This window comes from Bradyrhizobium sp. IAR9, from assembly GCF_013408065.1.
Lineage (GTDB): Bacteria > Pseudomonadota > Alphaproteobacteria > Rhizobiales > Xanthobacteraceae > Bradyrhizobium.
Window position 1 is genome coordinate 64,653 of the sequence record NZ_JACBZW010000006.1, and the last position, 21,136, is coordinate 85,788.

The following is a 21,136-nucleotide window of genomic DNA, read 5'->3' on the forward strand; positions in this document are numbered from 1 at the left end:
CCATCATGCCCGCGGAACACGACGCGGCCCCGAAGCGTTCCCCAATCCTTGAAGGACGTCCATACATTTCGCAACGTGCTCTTAAGGATTGGCCTCGAATGAGCCGGACGTCGACCCTGCCCAAGCGCTTACAGCCAATGCTCGCTACGCTCACCGACGAGCCGTTCGACGACCCCGACTGGGTTTTCGAGGATAAGTACGATGGCTTCCGGATGATCGCGGAAATCCGGCGGGGCAAGGTTTCGCTCTACAGCCGCAACGGGAAGATCATCAGCCGCAGCTATGTCGAGGTCGCCAAAGCGCTGGAGGGCGTGAAGGGCGACGCCGTGATCGACGGCGAACTCGTCGCGATCGGAAAGGACGGCGTCTCGCATTTCCAGCTGCTTCAGAACGCGCTGCGCCATGAAGCGAAGCTCCTGTATTGCGCCTTCGATCTCATGTTTCAGAACAAAGTTGACTTGCGCAAACAGCCTCTTCTCGAGCGCAAGGAGAGGCTCAAAGCGATCCTGCCGCGCCACCGGCTGATCGCCTTCAGCCGCCACCGCAAAGCGAGCGGCACGAAATTCTTCGCCGAGGCCGAGCGGAAGGGTCTGGAAGGCGTCATGGCGAAGCGCGCCCACAGCGCGTATGCGTCCGGAAGCCGGACTGCGGATTGGCTGAAGATCAAGACAGCAAAGAGGCAGGAAGTGGTGATCGCGGGCTTCACGGCGCCGAGGCGTACAAGACCATACTTCGGCGCCCTGGTCCTCGCCGTGCGGGAAGACGACACATGGCGCTATATCGGACATGTTGGCACTGGCTTCAGCCACAAGGTCCTGGAAGACCTCCACGCCAAGCTCGTGAAGCTGACGACCCCGAAATCACCCTTCCCTGCCAAAGTGAAGGACGAGGCTGCCACGACCTGGGTCAAGCCCTCGTTGGTTGCCGAGGTCAAATTTGCCGAGTGGACGAGTAAGGGCGAACTGCGCCAGCCCGTCTACCTCGGGCTCAGGTCCGACAAGCGGGCGAAGGACGTCGTGCGTGAGCGAGAACGTTCGCGCAAGTAGAGCTTCCCTTCGGCGAAAGCCGGCAAAAAGGATTGACGCACCCTCCGCCGACACTCACTCGCCTCCAACGTCGTGGATTTCCGGTCGCATGCCGTCAGGTGCGAGTTCGAACGTCGCAAACGTGATCGGCAGCTTGAAACGGCGAGGTCCCGCGCTGCCGGGATTCAGGTAGAGAATGCCACCGACCGTGTCGATCTTCGGCACGTGGGAATGCCCGGAGATGATGACGTCGATGCCGGCGCCGGGATCGACCTTCAGCGTCTTCAGGTCGTGCAGAACGTAGATCGACTTACCCGCCAGACGTACGAGTTTCGTGTCGGGGTAGTCGCGAGCCCACTCGCCACTGTCTACGTTTCCACGAATGGCCGTGACGGGCGCGATCCGGCGAAGCGCGTCGACGATCTCGGGCCGCCCGATGTCGCCGGCATGGATGATGTGATCGACGCCCGCCAGGCCTCGTTCCGCCTCGGGCCTCAACAGGCCGTGCGTGTCCGAAATGATTCCAATCCTGAACATTATTTCCCGCCGCTCTCAACCGCGATCGCCAAAAGACGATCGAGAAAGTCTATCTGAGCGGACAGCATCTTGGTCCGCGCGAGCTCGATATCAAACCATTCCGCGCGGTCGACCTCGAGAAAACTCTGCCGTCGACCGCTTCGGGGCGGCCATTCGATATCGAAGGTATTGCTGGTCAGCGCGGCCGGATCAAAGTGGCCCTCGCCGGCGACGCGCTTCCCTCCTCGCTGTCGGACTTCCCCCAGCGCCTTGAGTGGACCAATCGAAGCACTCGGGCCGAGTTCTTCGGCGAATTCGCGCCGAGCGACGTTTTCCGGAGCATCATTGGGATCGATTTCGCCCTTAGGAATGGACCAGGCGCCATCATCCTTGTTGCGCCAGAACGGACCGCCGGGATGAACGAGCAGTACCTCGAGCCCCCGCGCTCCCTTGCGGTATGCGAGAATGCCCGCGCTCGAGGTCGATCTCCTGGGAGTCTTTTTCACCGCAGCCATATCGCTCCTACTTTGCAGAGCAATCGAGAGCCGGCGAGCCGTCGTCCCGCCATACCGGACCGCGCTCGCCGAGCGCCTGCTTAGCCTCGTCCACGTCCCCTGCACCGTTACTTCGGCCTCGCGGTCGGGCGCCTTCCTGGCGCGCGCACCGACCCACCGGTCGCCAATAGACGGCTGACGAGATGATCTCGCGTGACCTAGTTGAGATGAGATTTGCTATTCTCCAGAGCCTGCCGCGGACAATGAAGTAGGACCGTCTGGCGTCACCGGATGCTTCGCGGCACCTAAGCCGACTTCCGCTGCGGCTTGGCCGCCGGCTTCTTCGCCCCGGTCTCCTTCGCCGGCTTCTTGCCTGCGATCGGCATCAGCATTTCCTTCTGCCCGGCCGCCGCCTTGCGCGGCTTTTTGCCCGATTTTTTGGGTGCTTCAGTCGCGGCCCCCTCTCTTCCGATGCTCTTGCGCAGCGCGTCCATCAGATCCACGACGTTCTCACCTCGAGGACGCGCTTTCGCGGTGATGGGTTTGCCGGCGCGCTTCTGATTAATGAGATCGATGAGCGCGGTTTCGTACTGGTCTTCGAACTTGTCCGGCTCGAAATGACCCGCCTTCTGATTTACGATGTGCTTGGCGAGATCGAGCATGTCCTTGGTAACTTTGACATCCTGAATGTCGTCGAAATACTCATCAGCTGAGCGGACTTCGTAGGGGTAGCGCAATAGCGTGCCCATCAGTCCCTTATCAAGCGGCTCGAGCGCGATGATGTGCTCGCGATTGGTCAGCACCACACGGCCGATGGCGACCTTGTTCATCTCGCGGATGGTCTCCCGAATGACGGCGAAGGCATCGTGCCCGACTTTACCGTCGGGGCGCAGGTAGTAGGGGCGAATGAGATATCGCGGATCGATCTCGCTGCGGTCGACGAACTCGTCGATCTCGATGGTTCGCGTCGATTCCAGCGCGACGTTCTCGAGCTCCTCCTTGGTCACCTCGATGAAGGTATCGGTATCAACCTTGTAGCCCTTGACGATGTCCTCGTTGTCGACCTCCTCGCCAGTGTCGGCGTCCACCTTGGCGTACTTGATCCGATGGCCGGTCTTTCGGTTCAGCTGGTTGAACGAGACCTTTTCGGATTCCGAGGTGGCCGGATAGAGCGCGACCGGACAGGTGACGAGGGAAAGACGCAGGAAGCCTTTCCAGTTAGCGCGGGGGCCATGCCGGGGGAGCTCCGATACTGATACCGGATTCAAGACGAACGACCCGGCTTGGTTCCGACATCGCGGACCCGCCCCACAGGAGGATATTTTCTTCAACGGCCGCCTGGTCGGACTCGACATTTGTTCTTGTTATGTTCTAATTCGGGCATGACCGACCGACCCGCGAGCTGGCGCATGCCTACCCCGAAGCAGATGGAAAAACTGGCCGCTGAAGCCGACCGTAGACGAGCGCCGCCCGCTGCGGGTCCAGATGCCCCCCTCCCGGCCGAATATTGGGAATCGGTCCTCAAAGATCCTCGCGCCGGCGCGACCGTCGCCCAGGCCCGACAGCGACGCCTTTCGGAAATGAAGGGCCACGTGCTGCGCGTCTCCTGCCGCCGCTGCCAGCGGACCGTGGAAATCCAGACCGCCGATGCCGTCCGCTTGTATGGCGCCAACGCGGTCTGGAAGGACGTGGCGCAGCGGCTGCTCGACAACACCTGCCAGCAGCGCACCGGCAGACATGAAGAAGACGGGTGCTGGCCAGCGTTCGAGACGCCGTAGTCGCTCTGGATTTGCCGATCCGATCTCTTTGCGCCCGGATGTCTGGATGGCCCCGAAGTATCACCCCAAGCCGCTGTCGGGCGGCGATCGCAAGGCTCTGGCAAAAGAGCTCGGCAAGGCACGCGCGATGGCGAACATGCTGGCGACCCAATCGGCGGAGATGCGGGCCAAGGGCGAGGCTATGATCCAGCAAGCCGACAGGCTTCTGTGCGAAAGCTGGAACGAGCGGATGTGGAGTGACGGCGAACCGATCGATCCGTCGCCGACCATCGATCAGGCCGTGAACGGAGGCTTTCCCTGGCTGGAAATCAGGTGCGCGCGCTGCAAGACGCCGAGCGACGTCGACCTCGCGGCGATGAAGTACGCGCCGACCACGTTCGTGCATGATCTTGCCAGCCGGCTGCGCTGCCGTAAACGCGCCAAGGCGGGCCGGCGTCCATCCGCGACTCTGCTACAGTTGACGTGGCAGCCGCGCCACCCTCGAACCGAATCCTGACCGATGTGCAATCTCTATTCGATCACGACCAACCAAGCCGCGATCAGCGCGCTGTTTCGCGTCGTGAACCGATACGTTGGCAATCTGGCGCCGATGCCGGGGGTGTTTCCCGACTACGAGGCGCCGATCATGCGCAACGGGGCTGAGGGCCGAGAACTTGCTACGGCGCGGTGGGGGATGCCGTCGTCGTCAAAAGCGCTGATGGACGCCACGAAGAAGCGAGCCGAGAAGCTGCAGGCCAAAGGCAAGGCAGTGGATTTCAAGGAATTGCTCAGAATGGAGCCGGACAGCGGAACGACCAACATCCGCAACGTGAAGAGCAAGCACTGGGCCCGTTGGCTCGGCCCCGAGCATCGCTGCATAGTGCCGATCAACTCCTTCAGCGAGTTCAACAAGGCCGAGGGCGGTGATATCTGGTTCGCGCTCGATGAGACCCGCCCCCTCGCCTGTTTCGCCGGCATCTGGACCAATTGGACGTCCGTGCGGAAGGTCAAGGAAGGCGAGACGACAAACGACCTCTACGCGTTCCTCACAACGGAGCCAAACACCGAGGTCGCCGCCATCCATCCGAAGGCGATGCCCGTGATCCTGACAACGCCGGACGAGGTCGAGGCCTGGATGACGGCACCTCCGGACGAGGCCCTGAAGCTGCAGCGGCCGCTTCCGGACCAGACGCTCCGGATCGTTGCCCGCGGTATCAAGGAAGACTTGCCCGGGCCGGCGGCGTGACGGGGAAAACCGACGGTTGGCGCGCCGCCCGTCAGTTGGTCGCCTTATGCTGCAGCGCCGCGCAGGTTACTATCCCTTCAGCAGCAACCTACGATCCGCCGAGATTGGCTCATGAGCACGTTGCAGAAGACGATTGCAGACAAGTTCCTCGCCAAATTGGCCGAGGACGAGGACTTCGATTCAAAAAAGATCGAGCAGATTACCGATCTCTTGGCGGCCGATAAGAAACCTAAGCCCGACGATTTCGCCAAGGTGTTTGCGTCTGATGACGCAGGTGACATCGAATGATCAAGCTCGAGAGCGCCCATATCGAAGAGGTACGTGGTATCCGCAAGCTGGATATCACGTTCGGCAAGGATACGTTCTCGGTATCCGGCCCCAATGGATCGGGTAAGAGCGGTGTGATCGATGCAATCGAGTTCGCGCTCACAGGCAAGATGAGTCGTCTGACCGGTGCGGGCACCAAGGGCCTGTCCGTGGCCGAGCATGGGCCCCATGTCGATAAGGCCAAATTTCCGGACGCAGCCTTCGTCAGCCTGACCGTCCATTTCCAGGAACTTGGGAAGACGGCGACCATCACTCGCAAAGTTTCCGCTCCAAAAAAGCCAGCGATCAATCCCAACGAACCTGATATCCGGGCGGCCTTCGACGAAATCGCCGAGCATCCCGAAATCACGCTGTCGCGCCGCGACATTCTACGCTTCATCCTGATCGAACCCAGCAAACGGTCAGAAGAGATTCAGACGATCTTAAAGCTTGACGAGATCGGCCAGACGCGCGCAGCTCTGAACACCGCTGCTAACAGACTTCAATCCGCACAAAAGCTCGCGGCGACACAGGTCGATACCAGTCGGAACACGCTGCAGCGGCACCTGCAGATTGCAGAATTCCGCGCGCCTCACCTCCTCAGCGCGGTCAATGCGCGGCGAAAGGTTCTCGGGCTGCCGGAGATCGCTACGCTTGCAGCGGATACTAAGCTCGATGCGGGACTTTCCGGCGGCGATAAACTGCCAGAGTTCAACAAGGCATCCCAATTGCGCGATCTTGAAGCCCTTTCCAGCGCTTTGGAGAAGATTGGGCCTGCCGGCGCAGAACCTGCCACAGTCATTCTGGCAACAATCGCCCGTCTTGAAGCCGATCCCTCGCTCCTGGAAGCATTTCAGCGCCGCGCTCTGATCGAGAAGGGGCTTGAACTGTTGGACGGCGCCGAGTGTCCACTCTGTGATCGCTCCTGGGATGACGAAGATCACCTGCGCAAGCATCTGAAAACGAAGCTGTCGAAATCTGGAGAAGCCGCCACGCTTCAAGCTGAGATGCTCGGCGCTGGTTCCACCCTCGCACAGTATAGCGCGCGGCTGAGCGGGCTCATTGCGCCAGTTGTCAAAATCGCAGCCGAGCACAATGATGCCGCCCGCCTGCTGCTCGATCGCTGGGCGCAGGATCTCGAGACCTTCAAAGGCGGTGTCTCCGACCTACAGGGCCTTGTCGGCATGAAATCACGGCTTGAACGTGGGTGGCATGGTCTACCAGGTCAGCTCGCCGCAATGCTTGTTGGTGTTAAGGCCGCCGTGGACGCGAAACCCGATCAGACAGCCCATGTAGACGCGCATACCTTTCTTACGACCGCACAGTTGCGCCTCGATGATTATCGCGAGGCGATGCGCAAAGGCACCGCAGCCCAAAAAGCAGCCAGACTCGGCAAAGCCGCATATGACGCCTACTGCGATGTCATGGAGGCCGAACTCAATGCGCTCTATGACAGTGTCGAGAAGGACTTCAGCACTTACTATAAGGCGGTCAACGAAGACGACGAAGTGAAATTCACGGCAAAGCTCAGCCCAAGCGAGGGCAAGCTGGATTTCAACGTCAATTTCTACGAGCGCGGCCTGTTTCCGCCGGGCGCCTATCACAGTGAAGGCCATCAGGACGGGATGGGCGTGTGTCTTTATCTGGCACTCATGAAGCGTCTTTTCGGCGATCGCTTCACGCTTGCATTGCTCGACGACGTGGTCATGTCCGTCGATTCCGGACATCGCTATCAATTCTGCAAGCTGTTAAAATCGTATTTCCCCAATACCCAGTTTATCATTACGACCCACGACCGCCTTTGGGCGGAGCAGATGCGCTCGGCTGGTCTGGTTACCACGAAGACATCGCTCGCATTTCACAGCTGGACCGTTGATACAGGTCCGCTTGTCGAATCAAATGAAGAAATTTGGGACGAAATCGCGGCCGCACTTTCGCGCGGCAAGGTCGAAACCGCCGCCCATGGATTGCGGCATCATCTTGAATATGCGTCTCGGCACCTGGCAGACCAGCTGGCGGCGCGGCCTGCGTTCCGCAGCGACGGAAATTACGAGCTTGGTGAACTCCTGCCGAGCGTTCTGGTTCGCATGAAAGAACTCTGCGGCAAAGCTGCGGATGCCGCCCAATCCTGGGGCAATACCGCGGCAAAGGAGGAGGCTCTTAGCCGCAAGACGGCGCTATCCGAGTCAAATGGCGCACGCAGCGTTGAACAGTGGGCCGTCAACAAGGCCGTGCATTACAACGAATGGGCCAATTTCGGCAAAAAGGATTTCGAACCCGTCATCGCCGCGTTCAAGAACCTGCTCGAATGCTTTCGCTGCGATGACTGCGGCTCCTGGCTTTACGCTTCGCCCAAACCAATCCCCGAGTCTCTGCGTTGCGCCTGCAACAAGGTGACCCTAAATCTCAAATCGAAACCCAAGTAAACGCGCACTTCTCGTAAATGCGTTGTCACCCTCGCGATTCTCTATCTCGAGCAATCACTTACGGACACCAAACCTTCACTTGCTCAGTTGCTGATGTCTCCCTTCAATATCGGGATTAGGTCATGCTGCGGCGTGATTCGCAGGAGCACCCATGGGGTTCAAGATCAAGGGACTAGATGACCTTCAGCGGGAGATGACGCTTCTCAGCCAGGTCGCCGAAGCGCTCGATGGCAAGCTCACGACCGTCAACTTTGATCCCCACGATCAAACAAGCGTCGAGCGCGCCATCGCCGACATGAAACTGGCGATTGACCAAAGGGTGAGCGGCTTTGGGAGCAGCACCATGGTCGATAACCTGGTGGCTGAGCTCAAGCAGAAATATGAGGAAGACATTCTAGCGCGTGCAGCGGCGGCGGGACTGACGGACGGAGGCAAGACGGTGGGCGAAAACGTGGACCAAGGCATTTTTAGGCAGATCGAAAACACCGTGAACGATCTGCGCTCGGCCGAATTCAATACGTTCGACCGGCACATCAAGAAGCTGTCGCGCCTGCTTCATTCGGAAACGCTCGAACCGATTTCGAGCGCTCTGATTGCGGATGTCGATCTTGATGCCTGGATCAAGTCAGGAGAAGCGACACAAGGCGGCATGGTCGGTAGCGCCACGCTGGAATGGCCGAGCGATCCGCAGAAAGAGCTCGGCCTGGTTATTCTGCTGATCGACAGATTCGCCCAGATTCCTGACGCGGCCATGGATTTCTCGCACACGTTTTACTATGCCGGGAACAAGCTGACGGCCAACGTACAGAACATGGCCGCACAGATGATCGTGCCGTTTGCGCGAGATTACATCGAGCATGTCAAGACGGCCACGGGTACGACAGAAGCCACTCTGCTGCCGGTCCGATCTGGTCCGGCGGCGCGCAAGGTCTTCATCGTCCACGGCCACGATGAGGGCGCGCGCGAGTCCGTCGCTCGATTTCTTGAACAGCTCGGGTTTGAAGCGATCATTCTGCACGAACAGGCCAACCAAGGCCGCACCATCATTGAGAAGATTGAAGCACACGGCGAAGTCGGCTTTGCCGTCATTTTGCTGACGCCAGATGACATCGGCGGCATGAAGAACAGTGACGATCTCCAACCCCGCGCGCGTCAAAACGTTTTGCTCGAATTAGGGTATTTCATCGGCCGCCTTGGACGAGCACGCGTCTGCGCGCTCAAGCGCGGCGATATCGAGGTACCCTCCGACTTTGGAGGCGTTGTCTATGAACCATTCGATGCCGGCGGTGCGTGGAAACAGGCCCTGAGCCGTGAATTGCAGGCTGCGGGATTCGATATCGATTGGAATGTCGCTATGAAGAGATAACTATTTGCGGGAATCGAGACAGTGCAAGCGTGGGTGCCAATGATCGCAAATTCATATTTGCGCAGGTGCACGTTCACGGACCGAGCGCTTCAACGCGAGGAAATTTCTTCACTCTCGCTTCCGGGTTCGCTTCCGCATGCCGCGCCGACCATTGCCCGATAGTACAGAGCCTCACTCGTCGGTAGTCCCGAAATGGACCTCGCACCGGATCGAACTCGCCCACGTAAATGTGCGGGCCTTCGAACCACTCATCGCCCTTGTCGTCGATGTCGATGACCGATTCGTATGGAAGCACCAGGTACTCCTCAAACCATGCCCTGTTTTTCTCCGGCAGCGCGTCCCAAATGGTCATAGCATTGGCACGTGCGGCCGCGACTTGATCCATAAGCTTCTCGTCGTCCTCTGTGCGCCAGGGATTTTTGTGCGGGGCGGAGTCGTCCATGCATTCGGCAAAATCCCAAGCCACGCCATCATCATCGAGGAATGCGAGATGGCGGTGTCTTAGGACGTGCAGTCCGTCATGGTGACAGCCTTCGTACCGATAGATGCACCATCGTCTTGCCCTGAGTTTCTCACGCTGTGTTTCATCGGCATATGGATAGCGGTCATCGCTGGCGTCTCTCACCAGCACTTCCAGGCCGAAGCTCTGCAGCAATCGTTGCGCCTTACGCTTGACGACGAGCTTTCGGCGCACTTCTGCGCTTAACGAACGCTGGCGAATCCGCTTTGACACGCCAAAGAACGTGAACAACACGTCGTCATTCTTGGGTTGGTAGAGCATATCTTCCAACTCGCCCTTGCCCCAAAGATATGCTTCCTGGAACCCACGCTCCTGGGTCCTGGTTCGGAAAGCATCGCGCGCTGCTTTGGAGAAATCACATGCGGCGGCGAAGATGATTCCATAGAGCTGTTGGCCGCGAGGAAGCGCATCCAGGTATGCCGCCAGCTTTTTCGGCGGAATGGATTTTTCGCGCTTACATTGAATTAGCCAGACGCGGTCCTTTACGTCGCTATCGGTTCGGTTCCCACCGCCGTCATCACCATCGTCGTCGTCGCCATCAATTCCATCGCCGAGTCACCCTGCACAGCTTCATCGCGCGCGTCGAACCCTTCATCACTCCCGGTTCGCCCCGTAGCCTCAAGTTCACGCCATTGCCTGAAATCGTAGAGGAGACGGCGCACCAAGTCTTCAAACCGGTGTGGCTCCAGATCCTCGAAATGCAAAGGACCGGTCGTTTTCGTCGGAATCGACTTCGTCACCATCCCTTCACGACCTCACGAACTTCATAAGCGGAGCGAAATCGTGATTGTCCGCTGCCTGGAGGGCAGCGACATAGGCGTCGCGCAATGCGCCAGTTTCGTGAATGGTGCCGCTGCCCCAAGTAAAGGTCTTGCCGCCGAGCCTTTCGATCAACAAATCGGCCATCATGCGCGCATGCCGGCCATTGCCGTTCGGGAAGCCATGAATCTGCGTCAGGCGATGATGCAGCCGCACCGCGATTTCATCGGGCGGGAAGGTCTTATTTTCTACCCAGAAGCGCACGTTATCGAACATCATCGGCATTTCGGCGGCAACCAGATGCGGATCGATGCCGATGTTCAGTTCCTTCTGGCGATACTTTCCCGCCCACTTCCACACTTCGCCGAACATCTGCTTGTGCAGGTTCTTCGAGAAGCCTTCGTCGAGCAGCACCTCGGCGCCGCCGCGGCGACGGCCTCCCCACACCGCTCCTTTTAGGATGTTTTCTTCCTCGGCTTCATTGAGGTCGGCGCGCGTTGTGACCCATGTCTGAATCAGGTCGCTGCGGAGCGCCGGATCGAGCGGCGTCGCGTCGTTCGGCTCCTGAAACAGATCAGTCTCGGTCATTCCAGAGATCCCGCTCCTTCACATTGTCACGGATATAGGCCTCAATCCGCTCTTCCGTGTTACCGTCGGCCGTCTCCTGGGCTTCGAGCCTCATCGTATGAGCAACCCGGCCAAGCTCGCGCATCGCGATCTTGCGCGCGCGCCCGCGTACGGCGCCCTCAAGGGTGTCGTTTGGTACAAGCGCATAGACAAGCGTGCAGTCGAGGGCCTCTGCCGCGCGCCGCAGCGTCTTCAACTGAATGCTGCCACTCTCTTCCGATTGCTCCAGCGTCTCGACGCTCTGCGGCCGAACCGCGAGCCTTCGTGCAAGTTGCACGCCCGTCATGCCGAGGGCATCCCGGATGGCCCGCACCCACCCTTTTGGCGGCGCGTGGAACCGCGCCACGGGCTTGAGCCACTGGAGACGATCGTCGAGCCTTTCCCGGGCGCGGTGGCGTGTACCAGTCTTCATACTCGTAGCCTGATTCAAGAAGATCAATGTCAGGTTATAGCCTGATCTCACTGCTATTATATCAGGCGACAGGCTGATATTCTATTAATAAAATCAGGTCATAGCCTGCCCGCTAACCCTTTGAAATTCAAAAGGGCAGCTGGCTTCTGTCGATTCCAGCCGCGAACCTAACGGCGTTCCTGGCCCAGACGTCCCCCTCACGCGCGGCCAGTTCCAATGCCACCGGGCCAGTCAGCAGCCAGGATGGCAGCCGCGGCTGACCACGTTGGGCGGCATACTTCGCGCGGCATCGGGCAACGAAGCGATCCTTCCGCGCCATCGCGTCGGGAAAGGATTGCAGCTGTACGGCAGGATCGTAACGCGTATGCGTACGATACCGCAGATACACCGGTAGCCCATCAGAGATCTGCCACGCCACCAGCGGCATGGCGGCCGCCGCGAAGGACGAGCCGTGCGGCAGATAATGGGGCCCCAGATCGACAATCGTATTCTGAACCTCGACCCAGAAATGCGAGGGCTGGTCGCTACCGTAGCCAAACCCCTGCAGACCGGCTCGCTCCCGCGAGCGGGCAACAACGAACGCTACGAAATCCCCGCCGGCAAGGCGGGTGTCGAAACCTTCATCCTGCAACAACGCAAACACGGCAAAAGCCGCATAGAGGCAACGCTTGTCAAAATCATCCGCGAACTCACTGCGGAGCGCCTTGTCCACAATTGCCAGTGTTCGCACTATCGCACTTTCGATTCGCATCCTTCGAGTATAGCGCCGTACGCAGGTATGGTCCGTTTTGAACGAACTCTTTGATAATGATCGTGCTGCCGTCACGCTATATGCTGGCCCCGATGACCAAAGACAATGAGACGCCGCTAATCGCAATGCGATGTGCCGCCTGAGCGAAGACCGGCTCTGGAGTCTTATCGTGGCAAACGCAGGGTATGGCTGAGCTGGATAGATACGGACGAACATCACGCGATCTGGCAAACCCTATCTGCAATGGTGTGGACGGACGTCTCATTCCGGACGCTGACGCAATTCGCCATCTATGATGAGACCAGCTGCCTTGGCAATTCACTGGTTGCCGAGGCCATCATAAACGGCCATGTTGCAACGCAAGTGCTGGCCATACGCCGTCTCGTCGATAGCGGTTCCGATGTTATTTCCCTGCGGCGCCTCATCAAGGATGTGCGGCGAAATTTCAATCTGTTCACGCGGGAAAACTACGTCTGCCACGACGGGCTGCCCTACGACTATGCAGCGGTCCAACAAAACGAAATGCTGGAGCGCGTGGGCTCCGGCGCGTTTTGGGGCCATACATCGGGTCCAAAGGCGTGGTGCACCTCGCAAATGGCCCACGAACAATTCGACAGACTGTCAGGCATTGCGTCGACCAACCGCAACCGCGACGATCGATTGCCGTTAGCCCTCATCGATACGGTTGAAGGCTGGCTGAACAATAGCGGCGCGGACGAACTCGCGAAATGGAGCCACGCGTATCTTGCCCACGCCGGCACACCGCAGAAACGTGAAGAAGTGGCTCATCTGCTGGTTACAACGAATAAGATAACCAACGCGATTAAGGCGCTGGCGCACGTTACCGAAGCGGTGTCCGCCTATATTCTGTTCGCGAGCGGACGGTTGAACGGCCTGATGCCAACCGCACAATTCGATCAGTTTGAAAAGCTCGATCAACCGGTCATGCGCGCCGATCGCGTAGACCGGGCCCACATCCTCTGGGATAAGCTCAGCTCAGAAAGCGATTCCTGCCTTGAGGATGTTGGCCGTGATCTGATCCGGACCTAAGCGGGTGCCTGACCCCGCAAGTCAGGGATTGGGCACGGTTATGCTATGCGCGAATTGCGCCAGATCTGCGGGGCGCGCAAAGTTTTCGGTCAGGAACTTGAGTACCCTCACATTGAGCTTCAGCGCCCAGTCACGCACCGGATCGGTAAAGGCCTTGTCCTCGTCGCGCGGCACACCATCCAGCTTCACATCGAGCTGGATATGCACTTTGTTGCGGTACTCACGCAATTTATCCAACTCGTCGTAGATGTCGGCACCGGCCTTATCGAGAATCTTGTATTTCTTCATCACGTCGATGATCGCTTTGAAGCGTTCGACCTTCTTACCCTCGATTTCCGCTCGGTCCTCCTCGGAAATGTTCGGCACACCCTCGCGGTTGAAATTCTGCGCACGGTAAATGATCTCCCAGAGTGCCGCTTCGGCAATTGCACCGGCCTGCAAGAGCATCAGCTTGTTGAACGTGCTGCCGGACTCCGCGAGCTTGCAGAGCAGGCCGGCGTTGTAGACCATGTTGTCGCCGACCTTGAAGTCGCCGATAAAGCGGCAGCTGATTGTCTCGGTTTTCATGGATATCTCCCTATTGTCACAAGGGTTGAAAATCACGCAACTCACTTATTCACGAAGGGATCGGGATCCGGCTTCTGGATTGCCCCTGCAAGCTCCCGCAGAAACAAGACCTCGTCGAACGAAAAATGATGGAAGCGACCTATCTCCCCTTTTTCGTTCTCCTCGTAGATCATAGGGATTGCGCCGGACGGAATGCGCGTCCTTTCGAGCAGCAGCGCTTCGTACTCTTGCATTTGAACCAAGCGCGGCAGGTGTATCGAGACGATAAGATTCAACATTAGCCCGTGGAGTTGCATGTATTGCTGCACCATTGGCATCAGCTCTAGCTGCTCAGTTAATTTAGACAGCTCCTTCTTTCGAAACGAATTCTGTATTAGGTCACTCTCCAGAATTTCGGTCGGGTCAATCAACAGATTTGCCGTCGCTGCAAATTTGCCGTCTGCTTCCCGCCGCGCACTGACCGGAACAAGTGAAAGCGGCATATCGTGGTGCGGCCATAGTTGTAGATTGTAGAGCAGCCGATAGGCAAACCACCCGTCATACGCAGCCCTTTCCGTATCGATGAATCGCTGCTCTTCGGCGGAGGCCTTTCCAAAGGCCGCGCGGAGCCGAGTTTTTGCCTGATACCTGAATGCCGATGCGCTGGATAGAAAATTTGATATGGCTCCTTGAGCCATCGCCATCGTTTTCAAGTGGTTGATGCCAATGTTCGCCAACGGATTCTCACGTTGGGCAACCTCGCTTTTAATTCTCGTTGTCACGCCGGAGACGACCTCAAAGTCGTCCTTCAGCGACAGATAATCAATCACGAACGGACGAACGTCGGTTGCGACAGCTACGTACTTGTTGAAGTCGTTCCGAGCGTCTTCCGAAAGCGGCTGGGAATCCCTCCCGATGTCCATCTTTTCATCATCGCGCACTATGTAGTAACCGAACCTTTGAGTCATCGCGGCGCGCCTTCAATCTTCGTCATATTCTTTGTCCGGAACTTCCTTATCAGGAAACTCCGTTACCCATCCATGCTTCTGGCCCGCTGCCATTAATCGGAATCCCTCAGGAGTCATCGTATTGCGGTTTGCGCTTTCGGGATAGAAAGTCGCGGGCGGAACGATCTTCTGGCCATGATGCTGGAATGCTAACCGCACCATTTCGTTGCCGATCCCCGCATTGTGAAACTTATTATCCAGGTCGATCACGTCAGCATGCACGGCAGTACCCAATAGATCGTCGTCAATGACACGAAGCGTAAATTCTCCAATTTTCTTCTTCTGGTGATACGCCAGCACGCCCCTGTCATCCACGTCGAAAGTGATTGTGCGCCCCTTCTTGTCCTGGGATACAAAATCTTCCGACATCCATCGCCTCTTTCAGACAGCATCCTATCTTGCCAACCAAGGAACGCGAGAGCCGCGCCCTGTTGGGCAGCTTACGTTCGAGAGGAATAGCTCTGCATCAGCAAGAACGAGTTGTGGCATTTCTTCCGTATCTGCGCTTGGTCGGCTTAGCGCCCACCTCGATGCGGCAGCTTTCCAAGCGACTGGCGAGCGGCCAAAATCGCTTTCAAACCACAAAAGATTGGGAGCGAGTCGATTCGACTCTGAATAATAGGGTGAACGCAGCGTGAGTGGCCACGTTTGACAGCGAACCTTCCCGCCAAGCGGCTCCGCATCTTATTGATAAATATCAATTTTAGTTCGCGTCATCTGACGACCGGATGGGGAAATCGTGCAAAAATGCCGTCTTGAAGGCTTTTCCGTCCACAGCGCTGGGACGGAATTTCCTTTCTCGGTCTGGTTCGGGGAACATCTTTGTTCTATTATTGTTCCCGATGACCAAAGACATTGTAAGCGAAGACGGAGACGATCAACGCGCGCCCGCGCGGGTGTCACCCTCCGAGTTTATGCGCGAGCTTCGTCCTGAATATTACTCGGACACCGTTGAGCGCCTCACCCACGTTCTGAGTGCTGACCGGCTCGAGTATCACCTCGACTCGTTAACGTCCCGAAACCAGACGCACGATTTCGAGATCTTTTGCCGCAAGCTTTGCGAGCGAACGATCTGTCCCAACCTGCGGCCTCAAACAGGTCCTGATGGTGGCGGCGACAGCAAGGCCGACACGGAAACCTATCCGGTGTCGGATGAGGTCTCCGGCCTCACTTATATCGGCGACGCGAACAGCGGTCGTGAAAGATGGGCCTTCGCCTTCAGCGCCAAGAAAGAGTGGAGCGTCAAGGTACGCGCGGACGTCAAGGGCATCGCAGAAACGGGCAGGGGCTACGACAAGATAATCTTTGTGACGAGCCGTTTTGCGAAAGCCAAGGATCGCGCTCGCATCGAAGATGAGTTGTCAAAGCAGTACAGCATCCGCGTGACCATTCTTGATCGCTCTTGGATCGTGACCGAGATCATCGAAAAAGAACGCACCGACCTTGCGTTCAATTACCTGAAGGTCGGAGACGACGTCGGCGCTCGGCGGCTTGGCTCAAAGGATTACTCTCGTTCCCAGCAGCTCGCTGACATTGAACGGGCGATAGAAGATCCGGCGGCTTTTCAAGGCATGGAGCGGCAGCTTGTTACCGAGGCGCTCGTCGCGGCAAAACTCTCGCGCGGTTTAGAGAGGCCGCGCACTGAAATAGATGGCCGATTTGCGCGAGCCATCCGCCTTGCGGAGGCCCATGGCTCTTATCGGCAAAAACTGGAAGCTCGGTACGAGCAAATATGGACCGCATTCTGGTGGTATAACGACTTTAATCTCCTGAACGCGTCGTACGATGATTTCGAAGCGCGCGCGCTGGAATCAACTCACGCAAAGAATCTTGAGTTCCTTGGGAATCTAAATCAGCTCCTCGTCAATTCCATCGTTCATGACCATTTGACACGCGAAGAGTGCCGGTACGACGAGCGCACTGCCAGATTAAAACGGGCACTGGACGTGCAGGCACGGGATGAGAGCCGACCGAACAATAGCTTGGAGGCGGAAACCGATCTCCAGAGAATAGCGGTCAATCGGGCGATACTGGCGCAGGATGAAACAGCACTTTCGTCTGTTTTCAGTGGCTACTCCGCAATACTCGACAAGGCCAAGGGACTTGGAGAATTCGATGCGGATGGAGTCATCCGCTTTATAGAGGTTATTGGCGGGGTCGCCGGCAATGATCCGGCGTACAATGAACTCGTCGAAAAGCTCGCCGATTTCGTTGGCACGAGAAAGAGCGAAGCCGAAGGCGCGCTGGTCCTGCTCAAACGAGCACAAAAGCTGGACTTGTCAGCGGATAAGTTCGACATGATCCGGTGGCTGGGTAAAGCGGCAATCGGCCTGACAAAGCGTGAGTACACTGCGGAGTTGATCGATGCGACACAGCTGCTGACGCTGGCTTATAGAAGCACCGGCTTGCACTGGGCCGCTCGCGCGAGCTGTTGTCTTGCTGCGGCATCCATCATCGTCGAAGGCGAGAAGGATGGAGACCTACCTGCCAGCATCGTTCCCACGATGAAGATATGGGCCTGGAACGCGTTGGAGCTTTGTCACCTGCCTGATGTTCTGTTCGCAATCCAGCTTTTGAACGGATGCTTAGCTGGCCTTCCGTTGACAGAGGAGTCGAAGGCGAAGGTCCGCGAGGATCTCATAGAATTGGACATGGCTTTGGGCTGTCTATTCCTGAACCTGCAGGAAAATGATCTGCGCAGGCTGGAAGAAACGCCGGATATTTTGGCCAGCCTCAGTTTGTTTATGTCGCGCACGGCGCTGCTGTACTCACTCGGCTACCCGGAAGCCCTTCGCGAGGATGGCAGCCTGCCGAAGGAAGAAACCGACGAGGCGGTAAACCGCCTCCTCTCCACGCTGAAGAGCCAGCCCTTGGCGGAAAGCTTGCGCGGACCGTTGCTCCTGAACCAGGAGGGGCGTCAGGTACTCGTGACCACGATCATGGGCATGAAGGTCGAGGTTGAAGTCCTAGAAAGCCGGCATATTCCCTTAGCCGAATGCGTATTGGGTTCAATTGAGGCCTTTTTCGCCACGGTAATCGAGAAACGTGTCGCGCCACATACCGAGCTATTCCGCATTAGCATAATCGCAAGCGAGCAAGCGCAGGACCCGGCCATCGAAACCAGTGAGCTGGATATGAAATCCACCGTCACCTGGCCGGCCAGTCTTCAGCTTGTGAGCATTGATCGTCAGGGCGATATAAATCAGTTTTACTGCGAAGTTGCGGCCCACATCCTGGGAGCCGCCTGTTCGGTTAAAGATGGGACCGCATTGCTGGAAGAGCTTTTTGCGGGCGCTGCAGTTCAGCAGCGCATCGCTATGATTTCCTCCGCTCCCAACAGTTACTCCCGGACGGCATCGCAAAATTTCTCATCATTGGCCGATTGGAAGGAAGCGGTAAGCCGCTCCTATCCGCTCCGCGAACAGCGGGCGGAGGTTCCTCGGATCGAGCTGGCTCACCTGGACGATGAGAATCCTGATTTTGGAGAAGATGACGGATCACTCGGGGTTAAAAACCACAAAGGCATTAGCATCCGCTCTGTGATTGATGTCCATGCGTGGGACAGGGCGCGGTGGCAAGGCTGCGGCTACATCCAGATAGGTCATTCGCTGCCCTACATGGCATTTCTCTTTGAGGACAAAGAGGGCGCGCTGAAGATTTTCGAACGGTGGCGCGAACGTTTCGGCGTCGAAGACGCGGGCGAAGAAATCGGCGTTTCGATCATTAGGCATTTGCCCGACACGAATCCCCATCACTATTGTGTTCAGATCGCCTCCGCCGACCCATTGTCGCGCGGCGCTGTCACGAAAGCGCCCGTTATGGTGGCAACTCGCTCAATGACCATGGAGCCAAACGACAGCCGGAACCTGGATATGTTCTTGGCCGGGTACCAGCGTCACGGAGCATTCTATCTGTTGCCCGCTATAGGGCGGGTCAATCCCGATCTCTTCTACGATCTGGCCATCGTGAAACGCGATCTCACCGTGAAGTCGGCTGCTGACGTTCTTGATCATGAGATCGAAGCTCTAGCACTCCGTATGCGCGGACTGAAGACCCCTGTATAGTTTGATGCGACCGGAAAAAAATAGAGCGATCCTAATTTGTGCCGCTGCTGATTGAATCTGTTCTACCCCAACTCGTGGGCGGCGTCGATTCGCTGCTGGCTCGACTGACTGCCGAAGGGCAGGCGCGAGGGTTATCCAAGGACCAGAGCGACGGCGTGATCGCAGTGCTGCCTCCCAATCTTGCCGCCTGCGGATGCTTCCTGGATCGGCTCACTGATATATGGCGCTACGAATTTGGATCGCCGCATCGAGTTGGCAATGAACTCATCTGGGGCGTCCACATGTGGCCCCGCGTGCCATTGCTATTCGATGTGCTCCAATGCGCCCAAAGGCGGCTATCGCCTGACAAGCTGCGCGCCTATTTAGCCCTGATCGACGACATCGGGCGGCATCTCATACATCTCACCGAGATGTTCCCAATACTGCGGGTGTCTCCTGTTATTCCTGCGGATCATGAGGTGAGCGGTCTCGGCGCCGGCAACCGAACCGTCGATTGGGTAATCGATCCTGCTGGCGAGCGGCGCGTTCTTGTCGATGTTAAGCGGAGATTTGCCGATTTCTTCAGTCAGATGGAAGGCGTGGCAGTCGATGGAGGAGCCACACCTCAACACGATGTTGGCCTCTTGTTTCGCAGCGTTGAGGGCAAGTTTCTGCCAAGGAATTCAGCCGAGCAGCTGCAAGGCGCATGGATCGTAACCGACATCAAGCAAGAAGAAACCGAACTCCAAACAGCATTTGATGCGTTAGATCCGGCGAAGGTTCATTTTGCGATACTCGGAGATGAGCGGGCCGATGTTTGTCTATTGACACGCGGAGCTGAACACCGTCGCTTTCTGCTTGAGTTATTTGGTGTCCAGGAAAAGAACGAGCGCTTCCTATTCAGACGTGGCGAAGTGCGCACATAACTGCTTAGGCTACGAGCTTGCCAACAGCGCTTTCGGCGTCCGTCTCGCGCCAAGCGCAACCAAGGTACAGTGGCATCCCATCCGCTTCGCGCGTCACGTTGGGTATCCACTAATACAGAGAGCTAGGTGATCGGATCACAGAATTTGTGTGGCGGAGTTCGCCAATGTTCGTCGGCGCTTATCCAACGGATATTCTACGACTTTTCGATGCAAGTTCTAAGTCGTTGAAATTTCTGGCGCTCCCTAGGGGAATCGAACCCCTGTTTCAGCCTTGAGAGGGAAAAATCGATTCTGCTTGAGATATCGTGAGGAAAGTCTGCGATGGAGCCCTGGCCGAATTTCAGCAGCTGATCGTCACCGTAGCGCACCCTGATGCGGCAGGGACCGCGCCGTTTGGCGTAGCGTGACGAGGAAGTGGCGCGCCGACCGCGACAGGGGCGTGCTCTTATTGACCAAAACCTGGGCGGTGACCGGCGTCTTTGGCCGGAATTTCAGACAGACGACGCCATGCTCGCGTGCTTCGATTATCCAGAACGGGTCAATCACCGCGATGCCGGCACCCGCCCGCGCCAGCGAACAGGCGACCGACGACTGGTTGACCTCGAGAGCGATGCGACGGGGCACGCCGGCCTCGCGAAAGGCCTGCTCGACCAACGTGCCGAGTGGCTGGCTGCGGCTGAATGAGATCAGCGGAAAGCGCTCCATATCGCATGGCTCGACCACCTCGCGGCGGGCGAGTTCGTGGCCTGGATGGACAATGGCAACGAGGTCGGCGATGCAAAGATCGAGCGCGAGTGCGTCGTGATGGATGAGCGGCGACAGGACGAGACCCAGGTCGACCTCCTCGCGCAGGACGCTCGCGATGACGCTCGGGCTGTCGGTGCTGCGCACCACGATATGAATGCGCGGCCGCGCCTGCTGAAACGCGGCGATCGCCACGGGCAGGATATTGTCCGCGAGCGTTGCGGTCGCGGCGATCTGAATGGTGCCGACATGGGCGTCGCCCATGTCTTCGATTAGCCGCCCGATGCGGTCGACGCCGTCGAACACCCGCTCGAGGTCGGGGAGCAGGAGCTTGGTCTCGGCCGTCGGCTGCAACCGCCCTTGCTTTCTCAGGAACAGGGGAAAGCCGGCGATCCGGGCGCAGTCCCTCAGCATCATGCTCACCGCGGGCTGCGAGATTCCGAGCGCGTCCGCAGCCGCAATCACCGAACCGCTGCGGCTGACGGCGTGGACGACTTGAAGCTGGCGCAGACTGAGTGACATCAGTTTGCCTTATACAGAATTAAGGCAGGCGCAATTGAACTTATTTCGGGGGGTGCCTAGCGTGCCGGTCAAGAACGCTGAGGAAACGCTGAC

22 protein-coding genes are annotated in these 21,136 nt (G+C 57.9%); 10 read left to right on the forward strand and 12 right to left on the reverse strand.

The window, feature by feature from the left end:
- Positions 1–98: 98 nt before the first annotated feature.
- Positions 99–1,046, forward strand: a complete 948-nt coding sequence (gene ligD / locus GGD67_RS17700) for a non-homologous end-joining DNA ligase (RefSeq protein ID WP_179734588.1) — start codon at positions 99–101, stop codon at positions 1,044–1,046.
- Positions 1,047–1,100: 54 nt separating this feature from the next.
- On the opposite strand, the gene GGD67_RS17705 is transcribed toward ligD, so the two are convergent.
- The 3 genes from GGD67_RS17705 to GGD67_RS17715 all read right to left on the reverse strand — a co-directional run bounded on the left by GGD67_RS17705 (position 1,101) and on the right by GGD67_RS17715 (position 3,390).
- Positions 1,101–1,565 (reverse strand): metallophosphoesterase family protein, encoded by a 465-nt coding sequence (locus GGD67_RS17705; protein ID WP_179735070.1) that lies wholly within the window; start codon positions 1,563–1,565, stop codon positions 1,101–1,103.
- The gene (locus GGD67_RS17710) at positions 1,562–2,056 is read right to left on the reverse strand and encodes an NUDIX domain-containing protein (protein ID WP_179734590.1); all 495 of its coding nucleotides are present in this window, start codon (positions 2,054–2,056) and stop codon (positions 1,562–1,564) included. The genes GGD67_RS17705 and GGD67_RS17710 overlap by 4 nt, the downstream gene beginning before the upstream one ends.
- A gap of 284 nt (positions 2,057–2,340) precedes the next feature.
- Positions 2,341–3,390, reverse strand: a complete 1,050-nt coding sequence (locus GGD67_RS17715) for a Ku protein (RefSeq protein ID WP_246790827.1) — start codon at positions 3,388–3,390, stop codon at positions 2,341–2,343.
- A 27-nt stretch (positions 3,391–3,417) separates the two neighbouring features.
- On the opposite strand from GGD67_RS17715, the gene GGD67_RS17720 reads away from it, so the two are divergent.
- From GGD67_RS17720 to GGD67_RS17745, 6 genes are all read left to right on the forward strand, one after another.
- Positions 3,418–3,813: a hypothetical protein gene (locus tag GGD67_RS17720; protein ID WP_179734592.1), complete on the forward strand. Its 396-nt coding sequence runs from the start codon at positions 3,418–3,420 to the stop codon at positions 3,811–3,813.
- Positions 3,814–3,859: 46 nt separating this feature from the next.
- The gene (locus GGD67_RS17725; protein WP_179734594.1) at positions 3,860–4,309 is read left to right on the forward strand and encodes a hypothetical protein; all 450 of its coding nucleotides are present in this window, start codon (positions 3,860–3,862) and stop codon (positions 4,307–4,309) included.
- A gap of 3 nt (positions 4,310–4,312) precedes the next feature.
- On the forward strand, positions 4,313–5,038 hold the full coding sequence (locus tag GGD67_RS17730) for an SOS response-associated peptidase (protein ID WP_179734596.1): 726 nt from the start codon (positions 4,313–4,315) through the stop codon (positions 5,036–5,038).
- A 111-nt stretch (positions 5,039–5,149) separates the two neighbouring features.
- Positions 5,150–5,326, forward strand: coding sequence for a hypothetical protein (locus GGD67_RS17735; RefSeq protein ID WP_179734598.1), 177 nt, complete (start codon positions 5,150–5,152; stop codon positions 5,324–5,326).
- Positions 5,323–7,770, forward strand: coding sequence for an AAA family ATPase (locus GGD67_RS17740; protein ID WP_179734600.1), 2,448 nt, complete (start codon positions 5,323–5,325; stop codon positions 7,768–7,770). The genes GGD67_RS17735 and GGD67_RS17740 overlap by 4 nt, the downstream gene beginning before the upstream one ends.
- Positions 7,771–7,921: 151 nt before the next feature.
- A complete protein-coding gene (locus tag GGD67_RS17745; RefSeq protein WP_246790828.1) occupies positions 7,922–9,136 on the forward strand; it encodes a TIR domain-containing protein in 1,215 nt (404 codons plus the stop codon).
- A 73-nt stretch (positions 9,137–9,209) separates the two neighbouring features.
- Here the strand turns inward: GGD67_RS17745 and GGD67_RS17750 are convergent, their stop codons facing one another.
- From GGD67_RS17750 to GGD67_RS17770, 5 genes are all read right to left on the reverse strand, one after another.
- A complete protein-coding gene (locus GGD67_RS17750; RefSeq protein WP_179734602.1) occupies positions 9,210–9,917 on the reverse strand; it encodes a hypothetical protein in 708 nt (235 codons plus the stop codon).
- A gap of 221 nt (positions 9,918–10,138) precedes the next feature.
- Entirely contained in the window at positions 10,139–10,399 is a 261-nt protein-coding gene (locus tag GGD67_RS17755) for a hypothetical protein (protein WP_179734604.1), read from the reverse strand.
- A 4-nt stretch (positions 10,400–10,403) separates the two neighbouring features.
- A complete protein-coding gene (locus tag GGD67_RS17760; RefSeq protein ID WP_179734606.1) occupies positions 10,404–11,003 on the reverse strand; it encodes a mobile mystery protein B in 600 nt (199 codons plus the stop codon).
- A complete protein-coding gene (locus GGD67_RS17765) occupies positions 10,990–11,454 on the reverse strand; it encodes a mobile mystery protein A (RefSeq protein ID WP_179734608.1) in 465 nt (154 codons plus the stop codon). Before GGD67_RS17765 ends, GGD67_RS17760 begins: the two co-directional genes overlap by 14 nt.
- 127 nt (positions 11,455–11,581) lie before the next feature.
- Complete coding sequence (locus GGD67_RS17770; protein ID WP_179734610.1) at positions 11,582–12,166, reverse strand: hypothetical protein; 585 nt, start codon at positions 12,164–12,166, stop codon at positions 11,582–11,584.
- Between the two features lie 282 nt (positions 12,167–12,448).
- On the opposite strand from GGD67_RS17770, the gene GGD67_RS17775 reads away from it, so the two are divergent.
- The gene (locus GGD67_RS17775) at positions 12,449–13,255 is read left to right on the forward strand and encodes a hypothetical protein (protein ID WP_179734612.1); all 807 of its coding nucleotides are present in this window, start codon (positions 12,449–12,451) and stop codon (positions 13,253–13,255) included.
- 21 nt (positions 13,256–13,276) lie between these two features.
- Here GGD67_RS17775 and GGD67_RS17780 read toward each other — a convergent pair whose 3' ends face one another.
- Genes GGD67_RS17780 through GGD67_RS17790 form a run of 3 tightly spaced genes read right to left on the reverse strand, consistent with a single transcriptional unit; the run spans position 13,277 to position 15,177 of the window.
- Entirely contained in the window at positions 13,277–13,822 is a 546-nt protein-coding gene (locus GGD67_RS17780) for a hypothetical protein (protein ID WP_179734614.1), read from the reverse strand.
- 41 nt (positions 13,823–13,863) lie between these two features.
- Complete coding sequence (locus GGD67_RS17785; RefSeq protein WP_179734616.1) at positions 13,864–14,769, reverse strand: hypothetical protein; 906 nt, start codon at positions 14,767–14,769, stop codon at positions 13,864–13,866.
- Between the two features lie 12 nt (positions 14,770–14,781).
- Positions 14,782–15,177: a hypothetical protein gene (locus GGD67_RS17790; RefSeq protein WP_179734618.1), complete on the reverse strand. Its 396-nt coding sequence runs from the start codon at positions 15,175–15,177 to the stop codon at positions 14,782–14,784.
- Positions 15,178–15,650: 473 nt separating this feature from the next.
- Between GGD67_RS17790 and GGD67_RS17795 the strand changes: the two genes are divergently transcribed.
- Together GGD67_RS17795 and GGD67_RS17800 are read left to right on the forward strand one after the other, a co-directional pair.
- Positions 15,651–18,872, forward strand: a complete 3,222-nt coding sequence (locus tag GGD67_RS17795; protein ID WP_210286527.1) for a hypothetical protein — start codon at positions 15,651–15,653, stop codon at positions 18,870–18,872.
- Between the two features lie 38 nt (positions 18,873–18,910).
- Entirely contained in the window at positions 18,911–19,777 is an 867-nt protein-coding gene (locus GGD67_RS17800; protein WP_179734620.1) for a hypothetical protein, read from the forward strand.
- 354 nt (positions 19,778–20,131) lie between these two features.
- Here the strand turns inward: GGD67_RS17800 and GGD67_RS17805 are convergent, their stop codons facing one another.
- Complete coding sequence (locus tag GGD67_RS17805; RefSeq protein WP_179734622.1) at positions 20,132–21,043, reverse strand: LysR substrate-binding domain-containing protein; 912 nt, start codon at positions 21,041–21,043, stop codon at positions 20,132–20,134.
- Positions 21,044–21,136 lie beyond the last annotated feature (93 nt).

Excerpts from the sequence above, each read along its gene's own strand:
- ligD (WP_179734588.1), top strand. The coding sequence starts at position 99 with ATGAGCCGGACGTCGACCCTGCCCAAGCGCTTACAGCCAATGCTCGCT.
- GGD67_RS17710 (WP_179734590.1), bottom strand. The coding sequence starts at position 2,056 with ATGGCTGCGGTGAAAAAGACTCCCAGGAGATCGACCTCGAGCGCGGGC.
- GGD67_RS17715 (WP_246790827.1), bottom strand. The coding sequence starts at position 3,390 with ATGTCGAGTCCGACCAGGCGGCCGTTGAAGAAAATATCCTCCTGTGGG.
- GGD67_RS17720 (WP_179734592.1), top strand. The coding sequence starts at position 3,418 with ATGACCGACCGACCCGCGAGCTGGCGCATGCCTACCCCGAAGCAGATG.
- GGD67_RS17725 (WP_179734594.1), top strand. The coding sequence starts at position 3,860 with ATGGCCCCGAAGTATCACCCCAAGCCGCTGTCGGGCGGCGATCGCAAG.
- GGD67_RS17730 (WP_179734596.1), top strand. The coding sequence starts at position 4,313 with ATGTGCAATCTCTATTCGATCACGACCAACCAAGCCGCGATCAGCGCG.
- GGD67_RS17735 (WP_179734598.1), top strand. The coding sequence starts at position 5,150 with ATGAGCACGTTGCAGAAGACGATTGCAGACAAGTTCCTCGCCAAATTG.
- GGD67_RS17740 (WP_179734600.1), top strand. The coding sequence starts at position 5,323 with ATGATCAAGCTCGAGAGCGCCCATATCGAAGAGGTACGTGGTATCCGC.
- GGD67_RS17745 (WP_246790828.1), top strand. The coding sequence starts at position 7,922 with ATGGGGTTCAAGATCAAGGGACTAGATGACCTTCAGCGGGAGATGACG.
- GGD67_RS17750 (WP_179734602.1), bottom strand. The coding sequence starts at position 9,917 with ATGCTCTACCAACCCAAGAATGACGACGTGTTGTTCACGTTCTTTGGC.
- GGD67_RS17755 (WP_179734604.1), bottom strand. The coding sequence starts at position 10,399 with ATGGTGACGAAGTCGATTCCGACGAAAACGACCGGTCCTTTGCATTTC.
- GGD67_RS17760 (WP_179734606.1), bottom strand. The coding sequence starts at position 11,003 with ATGACCGAGACTGATCTGTTTCAGGAGCCGAACGACGCGACGCCGCTC.
- GGD67_RS17765 (WP_179734608.1), bottom strand. The coding sequence starts at position 11,454 with ATGAAGACTGGTACACGCCACCGCGCCCGGGAAAGGCTCGACGATCGT.
- GGD67_RS17775 (WP_179734612.1), top strand. The coding sequence starts at position 12,449 with ATGGTGTGGACGGACGTCTCATTCCGGACGCTGACGCAATTCGCCATC.
- GGD67_RS17780 (WP_179734614.1), bottom strand. The coding sequence starts at position 13,822 with ATGAAAACCGAGACAATCAGCTGCCGCTTTATCGGCGACTTCAAGGTC.
- GGD67_RS17785 (WP_179734616.1), bottom strand. The coding sequence starts at position 14,769 with ATGACTCAAAGGTTCGGTTACTACATAGTGCGCGATGATGAAAAGATG.
- GGD67_RS17790 (WP_179734618.1), bottom strand. The coding sequence starts at position 15,177 with ATGTCGGAAGATTTTGTATCCCAGGACAAGAAGGGGCGCACAATCACT.
- GGD67_RS17795 (WP_210286527.1), top strand. The coding sequence starts at position 15,651 with ATGACCAAAGACATTGTAAGCGAAGACGGAGACGATCAACGCGCGCCC.
- GGD67_RS17805 (WP_179734622.1), bottom strand. The coding sequence starts at position 21,043 with ATGTCACTCAGTCTGCGCCAGCTTCAAGTCGTCCACGCCGTCAGCCGC.